We start from the raw sequence: 24253 nt of genomic DNA on the forward strand, positions 1-24253 counted from the left end.
GTATAGTGCAGAAAAAGAAGGCCGTCAAGCCTTCTTTCGATTTATTCTTCTGCTTCGTCTTCTGTAAATTGACTGTTGTAGAGATCAGCGTAAAAACCAGCTTGCGACATTAGCGCGTCATGATTTCCTTGCTCGATGATATTGCCATCTTTCATGACGAGAATAAGATCAGCATTACGGATGGTTGACAAGCGGTGGGCGATGACAAAGGAAGTTCTGCCCTCCATCAAACGATCCATAGCTTTCTGAATCAATTCCTCTGTACGGGTATCAACAGAAGAAGTCGCTTCATCTAGGATTAGGAGTGGCGCATCTTTCAGCAAAGCACGAGCGATAGTCAAGAGTTGTTTTTGCCCGACAGACAAGGTTACTGTATCGTCCAAGACGGTATCATAACCATCTGGTAGGGTCATAATAAAGTGGTGAATCCCTACAGCCTTGCTGGCTTCAATCACGCGCTCATCACTAATACCTGTTTGGTTATAGATAAGATTGTCGCGAATAGTACCTTCAAAGAGCCAAGTGTCCTGCAAGACCATTGAAAAGGCATCGTGTACTTCTGATCGCTTCATAGCCTTGGTATCCACACCATCAATGCAAATACTTCCCTTATCAATCTCATAAAACTTCATCAAGAGGTTAACAATGGTCGTCTTCCCAGCACCAGTTGGTCCAACAATGGCAACCTTTTGACCTGCATGAGCTGTAGCAGAAAAGTCATGAATAATCGTTCGCTCTGGTGTATAACCAAAGGAGACTCGATCAAAGACTACTTGACCTTTCATATCGCTCAATTGTCTTTCTTTATGGGATTCATCTTCCATTTCCTCTTCAGCTAAAAATTCAAAGACACGTCCCATGGCTGCGCTAGCCTGCTGAAGACTGGTAATTCCTTGGGCGATTTGGGAAAGAGGCTGAGAAAAGATACGAACGTAGGCCATAAAGGCAACGATAATCCCTATACTAATCTGCCCATTCAGAGCCAAGGCTGCACCAACAATAATCACCAAGGCATAGCTAAAGTTCCCAATAAACATCATAATCGGCATCATAATCCCTGAAATAAACTGAGATTTCCAGATACTGTTATACAGACGGTGGTTTAATTTCGCAAACTCTTCTTTCGTGCTCTCGATAGCATTGTAACTAGTCACCACATTATGGCCAGAGTACATTTCCTCCACATAACCATTTACAGCTGCCAAATCTTTTTGCTGACTCTTAAAGAAGCCCTGGGATTTGCCCATAAAGACAGACACGAAAGCAAAGCCAACAAGAGTTGACACAACCGTCACCAAGGCTAAAATCCAGTTCATCCCAAACATGGTTACCAAGACTGCTACGACCAATAAACTAGATGAAAGAACTGTTCCCAGACTTTGATTGAGGGACTGGGCTGCCGTGTCAACGTCATTGGTTACACGAGACAAGGTATCTCCTTGAGAATGTCCATCAAAATATCCTAATGGAAGGCGATTAATTTTCTCTGCAATCGCTCTTCTCAAACGCTCTGAAAAACGTTGAATGGCTGTTGTAAACAGAAAGGCCTGCAAATAATTTGATAGAAGTCCGATCACATAAATCACGGCCAAAAAACCACCAATAGCTGCAACCGTCGCGACATCCACACTTGTTTCTAGACCACTGGCAATGATATTAGTCATTTCCTTGATGCGGGTTGGACCATATACAGTAATGATATTGGATACGATTGTTGCTAGAAAGGCTATCAGAAGGGCAAACTGGAGGCCTGCAAGATAGGGTTTAGTCTGTTTCCAGAGAGACATTTTCTTATTTTCCATGTTCCAATTCCTCCTTCGATAGTTGTGAATAAGCAATTTCTTGGTAAACTTCATTGCTTGCTAGAAGTTCCCTGTGGGTACCTTGTCCCACGACTTTTCCTTGATCCAAGACCAAAATCAAATCTGCATCCATAATCGTTGAAATACGCTGTGCAACGATAAGCTTGGTCATAGACTTGGTTTTCTCTGCTAGCTCTTGGCGTAGGACACGGTCTGTCTTGTAGTCCAAGGCTGAGAAGGAGTCATCAAAGATGAGGATTTCTGGCTTCCGAGCTAAGGCACGCGCAATTGCCAGACGCTGTCTTTGACCACCTGAGAAGTTGGTTCCTCCTTGGGCCACTTCTGACGCTAAGCCCGCTTCCTTGTATTCGATAAAGCTCTTAGACTGGGCCAATTCCAAAGCTTGCCACATAGCCTGATTACTAAGCGGTGTTTCTTGACTCTGTCCAAAGTCTAAATTGTCCTTGATATCACCTGAAAAGAGAACAGCTTTTTGTGGAATATAACCAACCTTGTTGCGCAAATCTTCTAGAGCATAGTCTTGAACATTGACACCGTCCACCAGAATTTCTCCTGCTGATACGTCGTAGAAGCGTGGAATCAGATTGACCAGAGTTGATTTACCAGAACCTGTTGACCCAATAAAGGCCACTGTTTGACCAGCTTCTGCTCTAAAGCTAACATGTTCGATAACCGCCTCCGAATTTGCCGCATATCGGAAGGTCACATCCTTAAATTCGACCTGACCTTTGAGGTTTTCATCAGCCAGCTGCACTTGAGCAGGGTTTTGGATAGAAGAATGCAAATCTAAAACTTGATTAATCCGCTTAGCAGAGACCATAGTTCGGGGAAGAACGATGAAGAGTACTCCCATGAGAAGGAAGCCCATGACAACCTGCATGGCATAAGACATGAAAACAATCATGTCACTAAAGAGAGGCAGACGCGCTATCGGAGCAGCATCGTTAATCACATAGGCCCCAATCCAGTAAATCGCCACACTCAAACCACTTGAAATCCCCATCATGATAGGGTTCAAAATAGCCATAAGACGGTTGACAAACAAATTCAAGCGTGTCAATTCATCATTTGCTGCTGCAAATTTTTCATTTTGGTAATCCTCTGCATTGTAGGCACGAACGACACGAATACCTGTTAAACTCTCACGAGTGATACTGTTCAGTTTATCTGTCAGCCCCTGAATCAAGGACTGTTTTGGAAAGGCTAGCGTCACCAAAACGATCGTCATCAAAACGTTGACAATCACTGCCACAAGAATGGCCCAGAGCCAGTATTCTGAATGGCCTAAAATCTTCCCGATGGCCCAGATAGCCATAATCGGACCACGCGTAACCACTTGCAAGCCCATGGTAATCAACATCTGAACTTGGGTAATATCATTGGTCGTACGAGTTAAGAGACTAGGGATAGAGAATTTCTTAATCTCTGTCTGCGAGTAGTCTAAAACTCGATTAAAAATATCACTTCTTAGCCTACTAGTATAAGAAGCAGCCACTCTAGACGCAAAAAATCCAACTGCAACTGCGGACAAGAAGGCCAGAAAGGACATTCCCACCATCATGCTTGCTGGCTGCCATAACTCATCTAAGTTGCTACCCTGAGTTCCTAGTAAATCCGTAATTTTCGAGATATAGGTTGGCACTTCCAACTCTAGATAAACTTGAAAGCAGGTAAAGAGAATGGCTAGGAAAACAATCCCCCATTCTTTTCCACTAATTCGTTTTGCTAATTTCTTCATCATCTCCTCCTATTCCCTTGATATTTTCCTGTAGTTGACTGAGGACTTTCTTAAAAATCAGTAATTCATCTTCATCTACGCCTGCCAACAACTGCCTGTCTATGCGTTCAAAGAAGGCCTTAACCTGCTTCATTTGAGAACGCGATTTGTCCGTCAGACGAACAAACTTGGCCCGCTTATCGACAGGACTCGCCTCCAATTCCACCAAACCATTTTGCACCATACGTTTGACCAAATTACTAGCAACAGACTTAGTAATATTGAGTTCCTGCTCGATATCTTTAATCAAGACCAAGTCTTGGTTTTCCTCACGACTATCCAAAAAACGTACAACCTGACCTTGAGGTCCACCCATAAATTCAATGCCACTACGTTTGGCTTCCTTTTGCACCATCAAATGAATCTGGTGACCAAAACGCTTAAAGACCAACATCGGTTTATCCATGCTATCTCCTTTCTAACCATCACATTTAGTTCTCCTAGGAACTAATTAAGTTTTCATGAGAACTATTTTACCACTTTGAAAAGAGATGTCAAGAAAAAAGTTTCCTAGAGAACTATTTTCTTGATTAAAAAAATCCCAAGTGATTTTCTCACTTAGGATCATGTTTCCTAGGTTAAATTAGAACCCATCTACGTTTGTATAAATCTTTTGAACGTCTTCGTCATCTTCAAGGACGCTGTAAAGTTTTTCAAAGGTTTCAAGGTCATCGCCCGACAATTCCACTTCTGACTGAGGGATCATTTCCAATTCAGTCACTTGGAATTCTTCGACACCTGACTCACGAAGGGCAACGATAGCCTTGTGGAGGTCAGTTGGTGCTGTGTAAACAGTGATTGTTCCTTCTTCTGCTTCTACATCGTCCACATCCACATCTGCTTCTAGCAATTGCTCAAAGACTGCATCGGCATCTTCACCTGCAAATACGATCACACCCTTGTTGTCAAAGAGGTATGAAACCGAACCTGAAGCACCCATGTTTCCGCCGTTTTTACCAAAGGCTGCACGGACATTGGCCGCTGTACGGTTGACATTTGAAGTCAAAGTATCAACAATCAGCATAGAACCATTTGGTCCAAAACCTTCGTAACGTCCTTCTGTAAAGGTTTCGTCTGTGTTTCCTTTAGCCTTGTCCAAAGCCTTATCGATAACGTGTTTTGGCACTTGGGCTTGTTTAGCACGGTCGATAACGAATTTCAAAGCTGAGTTTGATTCTGGATCTGGATCACCTTTTTTAGCTGCTACATAGATTTCTACACCAAATTTTGCATATACTTTAGAGTTAGCTCCATCTTTAGCCGTTTTCTTGGCTACGATATTGGCCCATTTACGTCCCATTAGGAATCTCCTTTTTTCACATTTTAATCTTTCTTATTATAACACAAGTTTTTTCGATTTTCACTAGAGGAAATAGATTTTATTTAGCAAATACAGCTAGGAGAGCACTTTAGTTGCCAAGATTGCCTTGCCTTCTTTTATCAAGGGGTGACGGAATAATGAGAAGTACAGTTGAATGGTCATGGCAACCCAGATTAGGGGTTCGCAAAGAATAACTCCCTTATAGCCTGCCCAAGGGATAATCAAGACCACAAAAGCGATTTTCCCGATTAGTTCGATAAAGCTAGAAACCAGAGGAAGGATTTTTTGCCCCAAGCCCTGCAAACAATTGCGATAAATCAACAAGAGACTCAAAATAGGATAAAAAGCCGAGCTGATTTGCAAGTACAGACTACCATTTTCTACCAAATAGCTATCCGTCGAACTAGCCAAGAAGGAAACCAAGGCTGGACTGGCAAAAAAGAGGAAGATACAAACAAAAACTGCCCAGGATATACTTAAACGACTGCCGATTCGAAGACCTTGAACAATGCGGTCTGGTCGCTTAGCTCCTAGATTCTGAGAAGCAAAGGTCGTCATCGAGGCAGAAATAGCGGTCATAGGAAGAAGGGCGAAGGCCATAATACGGCGAGCTGCCGTCTGGGCACTAATAATCACTGCCCCAAAGGTATTAACAGAAGACTGTAAAATCACACTGCCGATAGATACAATTGAACTCATCAAGCCCATAGCCAAACCTTGCTCCAAGAGATCGGCGTATAAGGCCTTGTCCCATTTAAAATGCTTGAGTTGAGGCAAAAGTTCAGGCACACTCTTACGGATATAATAAAAGCAAAGAACCGCTGATAAGCCTTGCGAAATAATGGTAGCAAGACCCGCAGACTGAACTCCCAGATGCAATTGCGTAATGAAATAGAGATCCAGAACCACATTAACCAGAGCAGAGAAAATCAGAAAACCAAGCGCAGCTAGACTGTCCCCAATAGACCGCAACAAACCTGCAAAGAGATTATAGGCAAAACTGACACCAACACAGGTCACAATCATAGAAATATATTGATAGGACTGAGGGAGGATTTCAGCAGGGGTATCTAGGTATTGCAAGAGTGGATACAATCCAAGAAAGCCCAGCAGCATCACTACAACACTCAAAAGAACACCTAAAATCCAGGTAGCTGCTACTGCTTCCTTGATTTTAGTGAAATTCCGAGCTCCATAATAGCGGGCAATGACAATTCCCATGCCATTGCCAACACCAAGAGTAAAACCTACAATCAGGTCAAAAATTGCTGTCGTCGCCCCTACTGAAGCCAAGGAATCTTGACCCAGAAATCGCCCAACAATCAAGACATCAGCAGTATTATAGAGCTGTTGAAAAATATTAGACAGCAAGATTGGGAAGGCAAAACTCAAGAGCGAGGGAAGAATAGGACCATGTATCAGGTCCACTGTTCGTTTTTTATTCATAAGGCTATTATATCAGCTTTCGAAAGGAGCGACAAGAAACAGCAAACTGTAGGCAATCTGAAATCTTGAACAAAGAATCGAGAAAGCAGTGAATTTCTCCACTACTTTGACAGCTTATTCTTCAATTTCGATTTCAAGTTCATCACCTAGGTCAAGTGTGACTTCTTCATTCACAGAATCTGCTTGAACTGCTTCATCTTTTTTAGTTTCAACACCTTCTACAGAAGCTTCTTCTCCGTCAACCAAACCAAATTGAACACGGACTTGATGGTCAATTTCATCAAAGATTTCTGGGTGATCTGCCAAGTATTTTTTAGCATTTTCAGAACCTTGCCCGATTTTCTCATCCTTGTAAGAGTACCAAGCCCCTGCTTTTTTGATGATATCCAAATCGCTTGCGATCTTCAAAAGCTCACCAGTCTTAGAAATCCCTTCTCCGTACATGATTTCAACGAAGGCTTCCTTAAATGGTGGAGCCACCTTGTTTTTCACGACCTTGATCTTGGTTTCTTTACCGACATTGGTGTCTTTTTGGTCACCAGTTCCCTTGATTTGTGTGCTTCCACGAACATCCAAACGGACTGATGCGTAGAATTTCAGAGCACGTCCACCAGGAGTTGTTTCTGGATTTCCAAACATCACTCCAACTTTTTCACGCAATTGGTTGATAAAGATGGCAATTGTTTTGGTTTTATTGATAGAAGCACCGAGCTTACGCATAGCCTGGCTCATCATACGAGCCTGCAAACCAACGTGGCTATCTCCGATATCTCCATCAATTTCCGCACGAGGTACAAGGGCCGCAACTGAGTCGACTACGACAAGATCAACTGCACCTGAGTCAATCAATTTTCCTGCAATCTCAAGACCTTGCTCTCCTGAGTCTGGTTGTGACAAGAGCAATTCGTCAATGTTAACACCAAGGGCCGCAGCATAAGCTGGATCGAGGGCATGCTCCGCATCGATAAAGGCTGCAATACCACCTTCTTTTTGCGCTTGCGCAACCGCATGAAGGGCAACCGTTGTCTTACCAGATGACTCTGGCCCATAGATTTCGATGATACGTCCCTTAGGATAACCACCTGAACCAAGGGCAATGTCAAGAGCTAAAGAACCTGAGCTCATCACTTGCACCTTTTGCTCTGCACGTTCACCCAAACGCATGATTGATCCTTTACCAAAGTCTTTCTCAATCAATTTGAGAGCGTCATTCAAGGCTTTTTCACGTTCTGCCCCAAATTTTTTTGAAATTTCATCTAATTTTTTTGGTTTTTTCGCCATTCTATTCTCCTACATTCTAATGGTCCTCAGACCTATCTACTATTATATCAAAAGTTAGTCACTTAATAAAGCCTTGCGAACTAGGCTAAAGGCATGCATAACCGCAATGTGGCGTACATCTGCTCGACTTCTACCTCCAATATTCACCTTGATAACCTCAGTTCTTTTCTCTTGCGCCAATCCTATGAAGACTGTCCCAGCTGGATGCCCTTCTAGACTGTCTGGCCCTGCCACTCCAGTCAAACTAATGCCAAAATCAGACTGGGTCTTACTTCGTGCCTGCTCAGCCATCTTCTGAGCTGTAAATTCAGACACCACACCGTGCTCTTCCAAATCCTTGACAGGAATATCCAACATCTTTGATTTTTCCTCCAAGCTATAGGTCACGAAACCACCCTTAAATATACTTGAAGCTCCTGAAAAATCAGCTACAGTAGCTTGAAAAAGACCTGCCGTCAAACTCTCTGCTGCCGTAATGGTTTTCCCTTGCTTTTTCAGTTCTTCTACCACAATGCTAGCTAAACTAGTTTCTTCCCCATAACCATAGCAAAGTTCTCGTAAAGAAAGGCCTTCAAAAGTCTTGCGATTCAAGATTTGATTTTCCAAGATATCCAGCACTTGATTCGCCTCTTCTTGATTGCTAGCTTTTGTTGACAGACGTAGAGTTACCTCTCCTGTCTTAGCATAAGGGGCCAAGGTAGGATCTGTTTGATTATCAATCAAATCAGCCAAAATCGTGACCAACTGACTCTCTCCAATACCAAAAAATCGAAGAACACGGGAATACAGCTTGCTCCCTGTCATCAACTTGGGTAGAAGTTGGTTTAAGACCATGGGTTTCAATTCACTTGGCGGACCAGGAAGGACGACATAGGTCACTCCTTCGACTTCTAATACTCCGCCCACAGCCAGTCCTGTTTCGTTTGGCAGCGGAGTCGCTCCTTCTACAAGTTGAGCTTGTCTTTCGTTATTCGGTGTTCGGGCATAGTCTGGTCTCTGGGCAAAAAAGACATCCAACTTCTCCTGCGCCTGAGAGTCAAAGACTAATTCTTTCCCTAAAAATTTAGCTAGAGTTTGTTTGGTCAAATCGTCCTCAGTCGGCCCTAAACCACCTGTCAAAATCACCAGACTGCTACGTTGACTGGCAATCTCAAGCAAATACAAGAGACGAGCTTCATTGTCTCCTACAGCCGTCTGAAAATAAACATCAACCCCAATCTCTGCTAGTTTTTCTGATAAAAACTGAGCATTGGTATTGACAATCTGTCCTGTCAAAATCTCTGTTCCAACAGCAATGATTTCTGCTTTCATGTTTCCTCCTACCTATCTATTCGTATTTTTTTGAAAAAATCGCAGGAAATTTCCCACGATTAATTTTTTTATTTATAGTAAAAAAGTTAATTGTCTTCGTCACTAACAGGCACCCGTCCAAACAAATCTTCAAATAAGACCACATTTGTTTCAAGCTGAGTGACTTCTTCTTGTCCCAAAGAACGTCTCAAAAGATTCTGCATTTCCAACATATGATTTCTCGTAACAATTTGATAAGAAACGCCTTGTAGCATCTCCCCTTCACCCTTCAACTGTTGTGTTTCAATAGTTTTAAATGAATCTTTATAGCCCAACAAGCTTGGAATACTTTTCGCAGACAAATCAATATTAGTCTGCATATTAGTACTTAGGGCTTTTAAGATAGACTGGTAGTGACTGACACTATTCAAACTAAGAACTTTTTCAACAACTTTTTGAATGACTTCACGCTGACGCTTCTGACGTCCGTAGTCTCCTTCTGGGTCTTGATAACGCATGCGTGAATAAACAAGCGCTTCCTCTCCATTTATTGTCTGCTCTCCAACACCGATAGAAATGGTGTTAAATTCTTCTTGATCACTGATAGAAATCGGGAAACCTAGTGTATTATTGACCGTAATACCGCCCACTGCATCGACCAATTGTTGCAATCCTTGCATATTAACCATAATGTAGCGATCGATGTGGATATTCATCATCTTTTGAATTGTTTCTATAGCAAGTTCTGCTCCACCACCAGCATAGGCAGCGTTTAGCTTCGCTTCTTCAATACTACCATCTTTATGTTGAATTTTAGTCAGGATATCACGTTCCAAACTCATCATCGTCGTTTTCTTTGTGTGAGGATTGACAGTCAGCAAAATCATACTGTCACTATTTCCAGCCCATTGATCTGTACGCTCTACATTCCCAGTATCAACCCCCATTAACAGAATGGTCAAAGGCTCTGTTGCTTCAATAACCTTGGTTTCTTCTCCGATTTTTTTATAGGTCTTTGATAAGGTTTGTGTGCCTTGCTGATAAATAGTATAAGCAAAAACACCGACACCCAAAACTGTCACAGCTAGAAAAGCTAGCACCATTCCAATAATTTTTTTAACCATATTTCTACTAATCTATCAGTTTACCCATCAAGTAAACATCGATAAATTTCCCTTCTTCTATATACGCTCCACGCTCTTGGCGACCTTCAATTATAAAGCCATGCTTTTGATAAAGATGAACTGCAGCTTGATTACGAGTTTGGACAGTCAGTTGGAGACGACGCAGAATGCCACTTGCTTGTGCCCACTCTATCGCTTCTTCTAGCAACAAACTTCCCAATCCATTATTCCAATATCTTTTTCCAATCACAATGAAGAGATCTCCAATATGACGAACTCTCTTACGCTGGTCAGCTGTAATATTTACGATACCAGCAATTTTATCATTTAAGAATGCAAGTAAGGTTATCTGATTGTCCGAACTAGCTTGCTTGTTGAGAAATATTTCCATCTCCTCACTGGTCAAGAGAATACCATCTCCGTCTAAGCTGGTAAAATCTGTCTCCAAACTCACACGATTTAAAAAGACCACTAATTCAGCTGCATCTTTAGGCTCTGCTTCTCTAATGAGCAATTCATACTCCATGTTGAAGCTCCTCTAAGAGTTTTTCTGCACGCAAACCCTTTGCTTGGAAATGTAATCTGCGACCGTCTTCTTCTTTTAGAATTTCCAACTCTAAATAAGTATCTGGCAAGGCATCTCCTAAGAGATTGCCCCACTCAATAACAGTCACCCCGCCACCAAAGAGAAATTCATCTAAATCAATAGAATCAGCATCCCCCTCTATACGATAAACATCTAGGTGGTAAAGCGGAAGACGACCTTCATACTCTCTTACGATAGTGTAGGTTGGACTTTTAATCATTTGAGAAATCTGTAAACCTTTAGCAAGTCCTTTAGTAAAGGTCGTTTTACCTGCACCCAGTTCTCCAGTTAAGATTAAAACATCATTCTTTTCTAATAAATGGCCCAATCGTTCCCCTAAGGATTGTAGCTCTTCTTCATTTTTTGTGTACATATTCTTATTATACCAAAAACTTTTCTTTTGTGTCTATTTTCCTGCTAAACTTACCATCATAACCTCCATAAAAACAGGCTTTCTCTAAAAGAAAATGAGCGTAGCAATGACCAATACAAAATCTCGGAAAATATGACCATAAAAGGAAACTTCCTTTTTAACAGAATTTGGGACAAGATAGGCTGCAAAAAACAAACCCAGTCCAATATATATCAGAAGTGATACAATGGTCATTGGATTTCTTAAGAAGAGAAGTGTTGCTAAAATAGTCACCAACACTGTCTTTTTTCTGTCTAGCATAGCAAGAAAATCGCGCATGTATTTTTTCAAGGGTAAAAAAATCAACAAATCTAGTCCAAATAGGAAAAAGAAGGATGGCAATAAAAAGTCAACTAATTCTTGCTGCAACGTATTTTTGATGAACAAGTTGTCTGACAAAACAAGGACAGCTCCTAACAAATTAATTAAGAGTAACATACTGTAAAAAAGCTTCACCGACTTCTTACTGGCTAGGACACTATGGACTTCTTGCTTACGGGTATAAAGATAATTTACTCCAGCACAGATTCCTGAAACGAAGACCATACTTCCGATGAAAAAAGCTGTACTTTGTTTAAAGGACAAGATGCATTCTTTCCATAGGAAACAGCTACTCAAACTGATTTGAATTAAAGCTAACAAAAATAAGATTCTCATTGATTTCATCTTTTCTCTCCCTTCCTACCAATCATTATACTAGGAGAAAAGAGAGAACTGTTTTCAATCTTCTCAAATGTCTCTTTTAGACGCTAAACAAACACCAGAGACTAATACTCAATGAAAATCAAAGAGCAAACTAGGATGCTAACCACAGGTTGCTCAAAACACTGTTTTGAGGTTGGAGATAGAACTGACGTGGTTTGAAGAGATTTTGGAAGAATATAAACTTGAAATAAGGCTGATAGTATTCATTTCACTATCAGCCTTACAGGTTATTTAACGTTCCAGAAAAACTATAATGTCAAGATTAACTAAACAGTATCTAATTCTTTCAAATAATTTTCTATCTTCATCAACATTAAAGGATTGTTATAAATCTTACATAACTCTCTTGCTTCTATATAATAATTTTTGACTTGTTCTTTGTCTAGAAATTTGGCTCCAGCATTTCCTACAAGAATAAGTAGAGGAGCCAGTTGGTAGCTTGTCTGTCTTTGTTTACAGAGTTCAATCGTCTCAAGAGCTTCTTGGATGGCTTCGTTATATTTTTCCTTTGATACTAGGTAGTGAGCGTAGTTGTAACGAACTCTGATGTAGCCAAATAAAAACTCTTGATGCTCAAAATTTTTTGTCTGATATAACTCCATCAAATGAGAGTAGTTTGCCTCATATTCTTGTTCACGACCCACTAAGGAATAGAAATTAAATAGAGTATTCAACGCCTTTAAATAAATCAGAGTATTTGAAGAGACTTTTAATAATATATTTTCCAATGAAGAAATAGCCTCACACTTACTGTCATATTGATAGAAGTCAATAATAGCTTTAATCCATTCAAGGTAAGTTCGGTCTTCTAGTGTTAGAAAAGTACTTCGTTCAATCTCTATTCTATAAATATATTCCAAATTGTCATAATTTCTGTCATCTAATAGTCGAGCAGATAATTGCTTGAAATTAGAGAGGTTAGATTTAATTTCAATTTGTTCATTAAAAAAATAATCTAATGGCACTTCGAGTCGTTGTGAGAGTTTGAACAAAAGGTCTGCGGAGGGAATGAAATGCCCTCTCTCAATTTTACTAATCTGGCTTTGTTCACAAATTCCTTCTGCAAGAGTTTGTTGGGAGAGTCTCAACTCTTTTCTTTTTAATCTGAATTTCTCTGCGAGTGTATTCATTAAAGATAATAAACCTTCCTATTTGCTTAATTTCATTATAAAATTTTTAGTTCAAAATAGCAAGTTAAAGGAATAAATAATTCTTTAAGGTAATAAATCTTAAAAAAAGTAAAAATAAACATAAAAACTTGACTGATTTTCATATGTGTGTTAGAATTAAACAGAAAGAAAGGAGGTTCACAATACAAGGTGAGGAGAAATCGTGGAATTAAAAATATTGGAGGTATATATAAATGAAACTTTTGAAAAAAACTATGCAAGTTGGACTAACAGCAATTTTCTTTGGTTTGCTAGCTACCAATACAGTATTTGCAGATGATTCTGAAGGTTGGCAATTTGTCCAAGAAAATGGTAGAACCTACTACAAGAAGGGTGACATCAAAGAAACGGACTGGCGAGTGATTGATGGCAAGACCTATTATTTTGATTATAATGGTGAAATGGTTGTTGGTTGGCAATACATTCCAATGCCAGTTAAAGGATATACAATTGGTCCTTACCCTAATGGCATAAGATTAGAAGGTTCCCCAATGCCAGAATGGTACTACTTTGACAAAAATGGAGTGCTACAAGAGTTTGTTGGTTGGGAAGCATTAGAGGTTAAAACTAAAGACAGCGTTGGAAGAAAGCATGGGGAAAAACGTACAAATCCGGAAGATAAAGAAGAGAAGAGTTTTTACACGAACTATTACTTTAATCAAAATCATTCTTTAGAGACAGGTTGGCTTTATGACCAGTCTAATTGGTATTATCTAGCTAAAACGGAAATTAATGGAGAAAACTATATTGGTGGTGAAAGACGTGCAGGTTGGATAAATGATGGTTCAGCTTGGTACTATCTAGATTCAGAAACTGGTATCATGCAAACTGGTTGGAAGGAACTTGGCAATAAGTGGTACTACCTCCGTTCATCAGGAGCAATGGCAACTGGCTGGTATCAGGAAGGCTCAACTTGGTACTATCTAAATGCAAGTAATGGAGATATGAAAACAGGCTGGTTCCAAGTCAATGGTAAATGGTACTATGCGTATGGTTCAGGTGCTCTAGCTGTTAATACCACAGTAGATGGTTACTACGTAAACTATAATGGTGAGTGGGTTAAGTAACGAATGCTAATCGTAACTGTAGTTGATACTTAACTTAGTAAAAAGGGCTTTTTTCTACCATTTGTCAACGCTATCAATTTTTAAGAATTAAGGCTCTTTGTTAACTGTAGTGGGTTGAAGAAAAGCTAAGAATGAGAAAGGACGAAGTTAGTCCTTTCTTTTTTATGTGACTATTAGTCCGTCTCGCACCTAACGGAGCGAGATGAACTAATAGTCACTTAATCAAAAAACGCACCATATCAAAAACTAAAAAGTTTGATATCATGCGTCATGTCTTAAACTAATTGACTATACTTTCTATTCAAATGAGCTTTTAACCAATTGATTGAACCAATCCACTCTTAAAACCAAAGAGCAATTTCTCGCTTAGCTGACTCTTCTGAATCTGAACCATGTACAACATTTTGAATAGCTTGGTTTTCACTAGCAGCTTTTGCAAAATCACCTCGAATAGTGCCTGGTAAAGCTTCTTCTGGGCGAGTCGCGCCCATCATGGTCCGCCAAGTTTCGATTACTTTGGGACCAGAAATGATACCTACAAGAACCGGTCCTGAAGTCATAAATTCACGAATCGGTGGGTAAAAACTTTGACCAACCAAGTCCTGATAGTGCTGATCAATCAACTCTTCTGAAACCTTTGTACGCAACTCCAATTTTTCTATTGTCAATCCACGTTGTTCGATGCGTTTCAACACCTCACCCACTAATCCTCTTTTTACACCGTCTGGTTTAATGATAAAAAATGTTTGTTCCATACCCGTCTCCTTTGTCAGCTTCTTTCTTTTATTTTACCACATTTCATGGAAAAAGGGAGAAAGTTTTCAGAAAAGAGAAAGAGAACCCGAAGGCTCTCTCATTCTCTCTTATTCTACTGTTTCTTCCACAGTTTCAACGGCAGTATCCACAACTACTTCTGTTGTTTCTTCATTTCCTTCTTCCTCTACTGGAGGATTAAGATATTCTTCTTCGTTGATAGCATGTGGTTCAAGGTTGCGATAACGAGCCATACCAGTACCTGCTGGGATGATCTTACCGATGATAACATTTTCCTTGAGTCCAAGGAGATGGTCTTTCTTACCACGGATAGCTGCGTCAGTAAGGACACGAGTTGTTTCCTGGAAGGAAGCCGCTGACAAGAAACTATTTGTTTCAAGTGAGGCTTTGGTAATTCCCATAAGAACTGGACGACCAGTCGCTGGCACTCCACCTGCGATAAGGACATCTTTGTTAGCGTCTGTAAAGTCATTGATATCCATGAGGGTACCCATGAGAAGATCTGTGTCACCTGGATCCATGACACGGACTTTACGGATCATTTGACGAACCATTACCTCGATGTGTTTGTCACCGATTTCTACCCCTTGGCTACGGTAAACTTTTTGTACTTCACCGAGAAGGTAAGTTTCAACTGACAAGACATCACGAACTGCAAGGAGACGTTTTGGTTGGATAGAACCTTCTGTAAGAGCAGCACCACGCGCTACTTGGTCTCCAACTTCTACACGCATACGAGCTGTAAATGGAACGACATATTCACCTTCGCCAGTTTCACCCTTAACAAAGACTTTCTTGGTACGAGTTGATGCATCTTCTTCGATAGCGGTAACTTGTCCTTTAACCTCTGTGATAACCGCTTCCCCTTTAGGATTGCGGGCTTCAAAGATTTCTTGGACACGAGGAAGACCCTGAGTGATATCGGTATTTGAGGCAACCCCACCCGTGTGGAAGGTACGCATTGTAAGCTGTGTACCAGGTTCCCCGATAGATTGGGCAGCGATTGTACCAACTGCTTCACCAACTTCAACCGCATCACCAGTCGCCAAGTTGATACCATAACAGTGACGGCAGACACCGTGACGAGTGTTACATGTAAATACGGAACGGATAGTCACTTCTTCCACACCAGCATTAACAATTTCACGCGCCTTGTCTTCTGTAATCAACTCATTTGGACCGATAATCACTGCACCAGTTTCTGGATGTTTAACAGTTTTCTTAGTGTAACGACCGTTGAGACGTTCTTCAAGAGACTCGATCATCTCTTTTCCTTCTGCGATAGAACGGATCAAGAGACCACGGTCAGTTCCACAGTCGTCCTCACGGATGATAACGTCTTGGGCAACGTCAACCAAACGACGAGTCAAGTAACCTGAGTCGGCTGTCTTAAGGGCCGTATCGGTCATACCTTTACGCGCACCGTGAGTTGAGAAGAACATTTCGAGTACTGACAAACCTTCGCGGAAGTTTGAAAGGATTGGCAATTCCATGATACGTCCGTTCGGAGCAGCCATCAGACCACGCATACCGGCAAGCTGTGAGAAGTTTGAGATATTACCACGGGCTCCAGAGTCCATCATCATAACGATTGGGTTCTTAGGATCTTGGTTGGCAATCAAACGTTTCTCAAGTTTTTCACGGGCAGCACGCCATTCAGCTGTAACAGCATTGTAACGCTCGTCGTCTGTGATCATACCACGACGGAATTGTTTTGTGATTTGTTCTACACGTTTGTGTGATTCTTCAATGATTTCAGCCTTGTCGTCAACGACTGGGATATCGGCAATACCCACTGTCAATCCTGCAAGAGTTGAGTGGTGGTAACCGAGGTTCTTCATACGGTCAAGTAGGGCAGAAGTTTCTGTCGTACGGAAACGTTTGAAGATTTCAGCGATGATATTTCCAAGGTTTTTCTTCTTGAATGGAGGGTTGAGCTCAAGTTTGCTGATTGCTTCCTTGATATCTCCACCAAGTGGCAAGAAGTATTTAGCTGGAACGCCTTCTGTCAAGTTGGCATTGTTTGGTTCTTGCAAGTATGGTAGACCCTCTGGCATGATGTCGTTGAAGAGGATTTTACCAACAGTTGTAAGCAAGACCTTGTGTTTTTGCTCTTCTGTCCAAGGCTTGTTGAGGCTGTCTGTTGCGATACCAACACGTGAGTGAAGATGAACATAACCATTACGGTAAGCCATAACAGCTTCGTCACGGTCTTTGAAGACCATTCCTTCACCTTCACGACCAGCTTCTTCCATAGTCAAGTAGTAGTTACCCAAAACCATGTCCTGAGATGGAGTAACAACTGGTTTACCATCTTTCGGGTTCAAGATGTGCTCAGCAGCGAGCATCAAGATACGAGCTTCTGCTTGAGCTTCTTCTGAAAGCGGTACGTGGATGGCCATTTGGTCTCCGTCAAAGTCGGCATTGTAGGCTTCACAGACAAGCGGGTGCAAGCGAAGCGCCTTACCATCAATCAAGACTGGCTCGAAGGCTTGGATACCCAAACGGTGAAGGGTCGGTGCGCGGTTCAAAAGCACTGGGTGTTCTTTGATCACTTCTTCAAGAATATCCCAGATACGCTCATCTCCGCGTTCCACCAAGCGTTTAGCTGCTTTGACGTTTTGCACGATATCACGGGCAACGATTTCACGCATCACGAATGGTTTAAAGAGTTCGATCGCCATTTCACGTGGCACACCACATTGGTACATCTTAAGCGTTGGACCAACGGCGATAACGGAACGTCCTGAGAAGTCAACACGTTTACCGAGCAAGTTTTGACGGAAGCGTCCTTGTTTACCTTTAAGCATGTGGCTCAATGATTTAAGAGGACGGCTACCTGGTCCTGTGATTGGACGACCACGACGACCATTGTCAATCAAAGCGTCAACCGCTTCTTGAAGCATACGCTTCTCATTTTGAACGATGATACCTGGTGCATTCAACTCAAGCAAACGAGCCAAACGGTTGTTACGGTTGATAACACGGCGGTAAAGATCATTCAAGTCAGATGAGGCAAAACGGCCACCATCCAACTGCAACATTGGACGAAGATCTGGTGGAATAACTGGAAGGATGTTGAGAATCATCCATTCAGGTTTGTTTCCAGACTTGTAAAAGGCATCCAAAACATCCAAACGACGGATAGCTTTGACACGTTTTTGTCCAGTAGCTGTTTTCAACTCTTCTTTGAGTTCAGCAATTTCTTTTTCAAGATCTACTTGTTTCAAAAGGTCTTGGATGGCTTCGGCACCCATCTTGGCAACGAATGATCCATAACCATACTCACGCAAGCGCTCGCGGTATTCGCGCTCTGTCATGATAGACTTGTGCTCAAGTGGTGTATCCTTAGGATCAATCACCACATAAGCCGCAAAGTAGATAACTTCCTCGAGGGCACGAGGGCTCATATCAAGAGTCAAGCCCATACGGCTTGGAATTCCCTTGAAGTACCAGATGTGAGATACAGGAGCTTTCAACTCGATGTGCCCCATACGCTCACGACGAACTTTTGTACGCGTTACTTCAACCCCACAACGGTCACAAACAATTCCTCTGTAACGAATGCGTTTGTACTTACCACAAGCACATTCCCAGTCTTTTGTAGGTCCAAAGATAACTTCATCAAAGAGACCTTCACGTTCTGGTTTCAAGGTACGGTAATTGATTGTTTCAGGTTTTTTTACTTCTCCATAAGACCATGAACGGACTTTGCTTGGAGAAGCTAGGGTGATTTGCATACTTTTAAAACGATTTACATCAACCACTATTTCTTCCCTTTCTATTCTAAGTGAACTGCTTATTCTTGTTCAGCAGCTTCTTCTGTTGCTTCCGCTTTTGTTGCTTTCTCAGCTTCTTCAGCTTCAAAAGCTGCTTTAGCCTCTTGGGCTGCTTTTTCGCGGGCTTTTTCAAGGTCATCTACGTGGATGACATCTTCGTCCATTCCTTCATCCAAGTCACGAAGTTCCACTTCTTGATCATCTTCGTCTAGGACACGCATATCAAGACCAAGAGATTGCAATTCTTTGACAAGAACTCGGAAGGATTCTGGAACACCTGGTTTTGGAATTGGTTTTCCTTTTGTAATAGCTTCATAAGCTTTCAAACGTCCGTTGATATCATCAGACTTGTAAGTCAAGATTTCTTGAAGAACATTTGAGGCACCGTAGGCTTCAAGAGCCCAAACCTCCATCTCACCGAAACGTTGTCCACCAAACTGAGCTTTACCTCCAAGTGGTTGTTGGGTAACGGTTGAGTAAGGTCCGACTGAACGCGCGTGCAATTTATCATCAACCATGTGGTGGAGTTTGATCATGTACATGACTCCGACAGAAACACGGTTATCAAACGGTTCACCAGTACGTCCATCGTAAAGGATTGTTTTGGCATCGCTATCCATACCTGCTTCTTTAACAGTTGACCAAAGATCTTCAGAACTTGCTCCGTCAAAGACTGGTGTTGCAATGTGGATACCAAGAGTACGAGCCGCCATACCAAGGTGGAGCTCCATAACCTGACCGATATTCATACGTGATGGCACCCCAAGTGGGTTCAACATGATATCGACTGGAGTTCCATCTGGAAGGTAAGGCATGTCTTCTACAGGAACGATACGAGAGACAACCCCTTTATTTCCGTGACGTCCGGCCATCTTATCTCCGACCTTGATCTTACGTTTTTGAGCGATGTAGACGCGAACCAGCATATTGACACCTGATTGCAACTCATCTCCATTTGCACGTGTAAAGATCTTAACATCACGAACGACACCATCGGCACCGTGTGGTACACGAAGAGAAGTATCACGCACTTCACGAGATTTATCTCCGAAGATAGCGTGCAAGAGACGTTCTTCAGCTGAAAGGTCCTTCTCACCCTTAGGTGTTACTTTACCTACAAGGATATCACCTTCTTTAACCTCAGCACCGATACGGATAATACCCATTTCGTCAAGGTCTTTAAGGGCATCTTCCCCAACGTTTGGAATTTCACGAGTAATTTCTTCAGGCCCAAGCTTTGTATCGCGTGTTTCTGATTCGTATTCTTCAAGGTGAACAGATGTGTAGACATCGTCTTTAACCAAGCGTTCGCTCATGATAACGGCATCCTCGAAGTTGTAACCTTCCCAAGTCATGTAGGCAACGATTGGGTTTTGTCCAAGCGCCATTTCCCCATTTTCCATAGAAGGTCCGTCAGCGATAAAATCGCCTTTTTCAACGACATCGCCAACTTTTACGAGAGTGCGTTGGTTGTAAGCAGTACCTGAGTTTGAACGACGGAATTTTTGGATATGGTAAACATCCAATGAACCATCTTCACGACGAACTTCTACCTTATCAGCATCTGCGTAAGTAACTTTACCATCATACTGAGCAATCACAGCCGCTCCAGAGTCATGAGCTGCTTGGTATTCCATACCAGTACCAACATAAGGTGCCTGAGGATTGATCAATGGCACAGCCTGACGTTGCATGTTGGCTCCCATGAGGGCACGGTTGGAGTCATCGTTTTCCAAGAAAGGAATACATGCTGTCGCAACGGCAACTACCTGTTTTGGTGATACGTCCATGTAGTCAACAACATTAGCTGGATACTCTTGGTTGACCCCTTGGTGACGTCCCATGACAACTTTCTCAGCAAAAGTTCCATCTTCGTTAAGACGAGAGTTAGCCTGCGCTACAGTATATTCATCTTCTTCATCAGCTGTCAACCAAACGATTTCGTTAGTGACAACACCTGTTTCACGATCAACCTTACGGTATGGTGTTTGAACAAAACCGTACTTGTTCAAGTGTCCGTAGGATGACAAGTTATTGATCAAACCGATGTTAGGTCCTTCAGGTGTCTCGATTGGACACATACGACCATAGTGAGTGTAGTGCACGTCACGCACTTCATATCCAGCACGGTCACGTGTCAAACCACCAGGTCCTAAGGCTGACAAACGGCGTTTGTGAGACAACTCAGAAAGTGGGTTGTGTTGGTCCATGAACTGTGACAACTGTGATGAACCAAAGAATTCTTTAACCGCAGCTGTTACAGGACGGATATTGATAATTTGTTGTGGTGTCAAGACTTCGTTGTCCTGAACAGACATACGTTCACGGACATTACGTTCCATACGAGAAAGTCCAAGACGTACTTGGTTGGCAAGCAATTCACCAACTGCACGGATACGACGGTTCCCAAGGTGGTCGATATCATCTACACGGCCAAGCCCTTCAGCCAAGTTGAGGAAGTAGCTCATCTCAGCAAGGATATCTGCAGGAGTGACGATACGAACCTTGTCATCTGGATTAGCATTACCAATAATAGTTACAACACGGTCTGGATCAGTTGGAGCAACAACCTTGAATTTTTGAAGAACAACTGGCTCAGTCACAACCGCAGCATCATTTGGAATGTAGACAATCTTGTTCAAATCACCATCCAAATGGCTTTCAATGCTTTCAATCACACTACGAGTCATGATTGTTCCAGCTTCTACCAAGATTTCTCCTGTTTCAGGGTCTACCAATGGTTCCGCAATTGTTTGGTTGAGCAAGCGTGTTTTGACATTGAGTTTTTTGTTAATCTTGTAACGACCAACTGCTGCCAAGTCATAGCGACGTGGGTCAAAGAAACGAGCTACAAGCAAGCTACGTGAGCTTTCAGCAGTCTTAGGCTCACCTGGACGAAGGCGTTCGTAAATTTCTTTCAAGGCTTCGTCGGTACGAGAGTCCATTGGGTTCTTGTGGATATCTTTTTCAACAGTGTTGCGAACCAATTCGCTATCACCAAAGATATCAAAGATTTCATCATCACCTGAGAAACCAAGCGCACGAACCAAGGTCGTAAATGGAATCTTACGAGTACGGTCGATACGAGTGTAGGCGATATCTTTTGAGTCGCTTTCAAGTTCCAACCAAGCTCCACGGTTAGGGATAACAGTTGAACCGTAGCCCACTTTACCGTTTTTGTCTACTTTATCATTAAAGTAAACACCTGGTGAGCGGACCAACTGAGATACGATGATACGTTCACCACCATTGATGATGAAGGTACCCATTTCTGTCATGATTGGGAAATCACCAAAGAAAACTTCTTGGGTTTTAATTTCGCCTGTTTCTTTATTGATCAAGCGGAAGGTTACAAAAATTGGTGCTGAGTAGCTAGCATCGTGGATACGAGCTTCTTCTAGCGTGTATTTTGGTTCCTTGATTTCATATCCAACAAATTCCAACTCCATTGTGTCTGTGAAGTTTGAAATTGGCAATACATCTTCAAACACTTCCTTAAGACCGTGGTCTAGGAAAGCTTTGAATGAGTCAGTTTGAATTTCAATCAAATTTGGTAAGTCAAGAACTTCTTTAATTCTTGAAAAACTACGACGGGTACGATGTTTCCCGTATTGAACGTCATGTCCTGCCAAGATGATTCTCCTTTGTAAATAAGTTCCAAGCCTTGTCAATCAGGCTTTCTAATCGTCATATGGTTGTAAAACCCCTATCACCGTGTCCTCTTGATAAATTTTCAGAATCTTTAAGTCTTTGTTACAAATACTCAAAATCCTGAAAAAAAGCACAAAAAGAGCAGCTAAATCTGACTTTTTCAGAAGATTTAACTGCTGTGAGCCTTGTCTGGACAATATTTCAGACAAAACCTACGACAAATGATTACTCATATTATACCCTATTTAGCTAGATTTTTCAAGGGGATTAACGATTTTTTGATAAAATCTTTTCCTATAAAAAATTAAATTCAATGATTACTTTGCAAACTTCATTTTCAGTTTAATTGTTCAAGAAAAATATAGTAAATTACGATTTCCCTATTTTATCTTAGGCTGTTTTTCTTGACTTTACTTGGTTTTTCTTTTAATATATATGTATAAATATATAAGGAGGTTTGTTATGGATATTTTGCTTTCTGAAACAGAACAGAATTTGCTAACGTTACTGGAAGAACTAACCAAACACCAAGATTGGATAGAAATTCCAGTCTTGGCTGAGAAGCTGAATTTTTCAATCGAAGAATTGCAAGATCGCCTTTTTAAACTTGAACAATTATTTCCTAACCTCCTTATTCGCTCAACAAAAGAAGGTATTCAGTTGCAGTTTGAAGCCCGAAACTCCTTAGACCCTAGGATTGCTATCTTTGAACAATCTGAAATCTACTCTTTTTTGAACTGTCTATTTTTCAAAGAGGAACAATCACTTGACCAAATATGTCAGGACCTTATGATTAGCTGCGAACGAGTTCAGGAAATCATCCAACATCTAAATACTAAACTTCCGCAACATTATGGCATCAGCATACAACCTTCCCCTTTGAACATGATGGGAGCAGAAGAAGACATTCGCGCCTTTTATCTGGACTACTTTAGCCAAAGTCACAGCTTTCTTGATTGGCCCTTCTCTTCTATTTCCGAAGAGTATTTGACTGATTTGATTCAGTTATTTTTGAAGGCCCAACAAGTGTCACTCAACCTCAGCAGTCTACGACAAATCAAATATACCCTAGCTATCAATATGGAGCGTTTTAAAAGGAAACACTTTATTGAAAATCCTACTCCCCTTTTAACCAGCCACTACAGCTCTCTCATGCAAATTCCGCAGTTCGAACAAGATATCAAAAAACTGGCTAAAAAACTCCATTTTGAACCTACAAAAGAAGCACTGGAACAGCTATTTTCACCCCCAGTAAAGTCGCCTCAAATCACAAATAAACCTTGTAATGAAGCGATAGGAGACATTCATCAGATTCAAAAATCCTATCGTTTATTGAGTCAAATTTTAGAAGAATTATCTAAAGAATTTCACCTACAGATTGCAAATCGCGAAGAATTGATTTGGCTCCTCCACTACACTGCCCAATCTGATTTTCTCCACCCACTTAGTAACAAATCTCTTGAAAAGCAAAAGTCTCTGCTTTTAACCAATTACCAAAAAGAATTTCCAAAACTATTTGAAGTAAGTAAAAGTAAATTTCAGACGTATCTAGCTGAGATTGGTCTAGAGAGTCATCCAAGTAAACTACAAGAGCTAGTTTATGCCTTTTCTATCCAAGGACAACGCATTTTAGTCCAATTACTTCAAAAACTTCCCAAAATTCGTGTTTTGGTCATTAGTCATCTAGATAGTGAGCACGCACAAAACCTAATTGACACCCTTGCCCACTACGGTAACAATCTCTATCTATTTGATCCTTGGGAAAAGTCCAGTATCTCTTCCTCAATCTTCAATCAAATTCCACACGATATTGTTATCGCCACCTTCCCTGTTTCCAACTGTCCGAAACCCATTATTTGTAGTCGGAATCTTTCTACTGCAGAACTATTTCACCACCTCCACCTTTTGGGGTCACAAATTCATAAAGAAAGACTAGCTTAGTCGTAACAGAAAACCTGTTGCGATTTTCTTTTGTTTTAATTTCGAGAAAACGCTTGCATATTATTTTACTACATGCTATACTGATATAGAAATTTATTGATTGGAGA

At 41.3% G+C, this 24253-nt stretch carries 17 protein-coding genes; 2 read left to right on the plus strand and 15 right to left on the minus strand.

The features are described 5' to 3' along the window. Positions 1-41: 41 nt before the first annotated feature. The 12 genes from KV696_RS05530 to KV696_RS05585 all read right to left on the minus strand — a co-directional run bounded on the left by KV696_RS05530 (position 42) and on the right by KV696_RS05585 (position 12895). A complete protein-coding gene (locus KV696_RS05530) occupies positions 42-1802 on the minus strand; it encodes an ABC transporter ATP-binding protein (protein WP_219967074.1) in 1761 nt (586 codons plus the stop codon). Beyond that, a complete protein-coding gene (locus KV696_RS05535; protein ID WP_219967075.1) occupies positions 1792-3561 on the minus strand; it encodes an ABC transporter ATP-binding protein in 1770 nt (589 codons plus the stop codon). The genes KV696_RS05530 and KV696_RS05535 overlap by 11 nt, the downstream gene beginning before the upstream one ends. Next, positions 3536-4006, minus strand: coding sequence for a MarR family winged helix-turn-helix transcriptional regulator (locus KV696_RS05540; protein WP_219967076.1), 471 nt, complete (start codon positions 4004-4006; stop codon positions 3536-3538). Before KV696_RS05540 ends, KV696_RS05535 begins: the two co-directional genes overlap by 26 nt. Before the next feature lie 177 nt (positions 4007-4183). Beyond that, positions 4184-4900, minus strand: coding sequence for a YebC/PmpR family DNA-binding transcriptional regulator (locus KV696_RS05545; protein ID WP_000532883.1), 717 nt, complete (start codon positions 4898-4900; stop codon positions 4184-4186). A 96-nt stretch (positions 4901-4996) separates the two neighbouring features. Then, the gene (locus tag KV696_RS05550) at positions 4997-6367 is read right to left on the minus strand and encodes an MATE family efflux transporter (RefSeq protein WP_061088452.1); all 1371 of its coding nucleotides are present in this window, start codon (positions 6365-6367) and stop codon (positions 4997-4999) included. 114 nt (positions 6368-6481) lie between these two features. Next, a complete protein-coding gene (gene recA, locus KV696_RS05555; protein ID WP_084890945.1) occupies positions 6482-7648 on the minus strand; it encodes a recombinase RecA in 1167 nt (388 codons plus the stop codon). Between the two features lie 54 nt (positions 7649-7702). Continuing rightward, on the minus strand, positions 7703-8959 hold the full coding sequence (locus KV696_RS05560; protein ID WP_219967077.1) for a competence/damage-inducible protein A: 1257 nt from the start codon (positions 8957-8959) through the stop codon (positions 7703-7705). Between the two features lie 86 nt (positions 8960-9045). After that, the gene (gene lytR / locus KV696_RS05565) at positions 9046-10062 is read right to left on the minus strand and encodes a glycopolymer--peptidoglycan transferase LytR (RefSeq protein ID WP_219967078.1); all 1017 of its coding nucleotides are present in this window, start codon (positions 10060-10062) and stop codon (positions 9046-9048) included. 7 nt (positions 10063-10069) lie between these two features. Beyond that, positions 10070-10588 carry a GNAT family N-acetyltransferase gene (locus KV696_RS05570; protein WP_219967079.1) on the minus strand — a complete coding sequence of 173 codons (519 nt, stop codon included), beginning with the start codon at positions 10586-10588 and terminating at the stop codon, positions 10070-10072. Beyond that, complete coding sequence (tsaE, locus tag KV696_RS05575) at positions 10578-11021, minus strand: tRNA (adenosine(37)-N6)-threonylcarbamoyltransferase complex ATPase subunit type 1 TsaE (protein WP_050314385.1); 444 nt, start codon at positions 11019-11021, stop codon at positions 10578-10580. Before tsaE ends, KV696_RS05570 begins: the two co-directional genes overlap by 11 nt. Positions 11022-11105: 84 nt before the next feature. Next, positions 11106-11726: a hypothetical protein gene (locus KV696_RS05580; RefSeq protein ID WP_219967080.1), complete on the minus strand. Its 621-nt coding sequence runs from the start codon at positions 11724-11726 to the stop codon at positions 11106-11108. Positions 11727-12031: 305 nt separating this feature from the next. Then, entirely contained in the window at positions 12032-12895 is an 864-nt protein-coding gene (locus tag KV696_RS05585) for a helix-turn-helix domain-containing protein (RefSeq protein WP_219967081.1), read from the minus strand. Positions 12896-13128: 233 nt separating this feature from the next. On the opposite strand from KV696_RS05585, the gene KV696_RS05590 reads away from it, so the two are divergent. Next, positions 13129-14001, plus strand: a complete 873-nt coding sequence (locus KV696_RS05590; protein ID WP_219967082.1) for an N-acetylmuramoyl-L-alanine amidase family protein — start codon at positions 13129-13131, stop codon at positions 13999-14001. A gap of 341 nt (positions 14002-14342) precedes the next feature. On the opposite strand, the gene ndk is transcribed toward KV696_RS05590, so the two are convergent. The 3 genes from ndk to rpoB form a co-directional block, all read right to left on the minus strand. After that, a complete protein-coding gene (gene ndk / locus KV696_RS05595; RefSeq protein ID WP_000438302.1) occupies positions 14343-14756 on the minus strand; it encodes a nucleoside-diphosphate kinase in 414 nt (137 codons plus the stop codon). 108 nt (positions 14757-14864) lie between these two features. Then, positions 14865-18542, minus strand: a complete 3678-nt coding sequence (rpoC, locus tag KV696_RS05600) for a DNA-directed RNA polymerase subunit beta' (RefSeq protein WP_000228740.1) — start codon at positions 18540-18542, stop codon at positions 14865-14867. Positions 18543-18574: 32 nt separating this feature from the next. Next, the gene (gene rpoB, locus KV696_RS05605; protein WP_000907130.1) at positions 18575-22186 is read right to left on the minus strand and encodes a DNA-directed RNA polymerase subunit beta; all 3612 of its coding nucleotides are present in this window, start codon (positions 22184-22186) and stop codon (positions 18575-18577) included. 481 nt (positions 22187-22667) lie between these two features. Between rpoB and KV696_RS05610 the strand changes: the two genes are divergently transcribed. Continuing rightward, entirely contained in the window at positions 22668-24146 is a 1479-nt protein-coding gene (locus KV696_RS05610) for an AcpB/EbpR/MafR family transcriptional regulator (RefSeq protein WP_000353703.1), read from the plus strand. The last annotated feature ends 107 nt before the right edge of the window (positions 24147-24253 follow it).

The organism is Streptococcus humanilactis (assembly GCF_019448275.1).
Classification (GTDB): domain Bacteria; phylum Bacillota; class Bacilli; order Lactobacillales; family Streptococcaceae; genus Streptococcus; species Streptococcus humanilactis.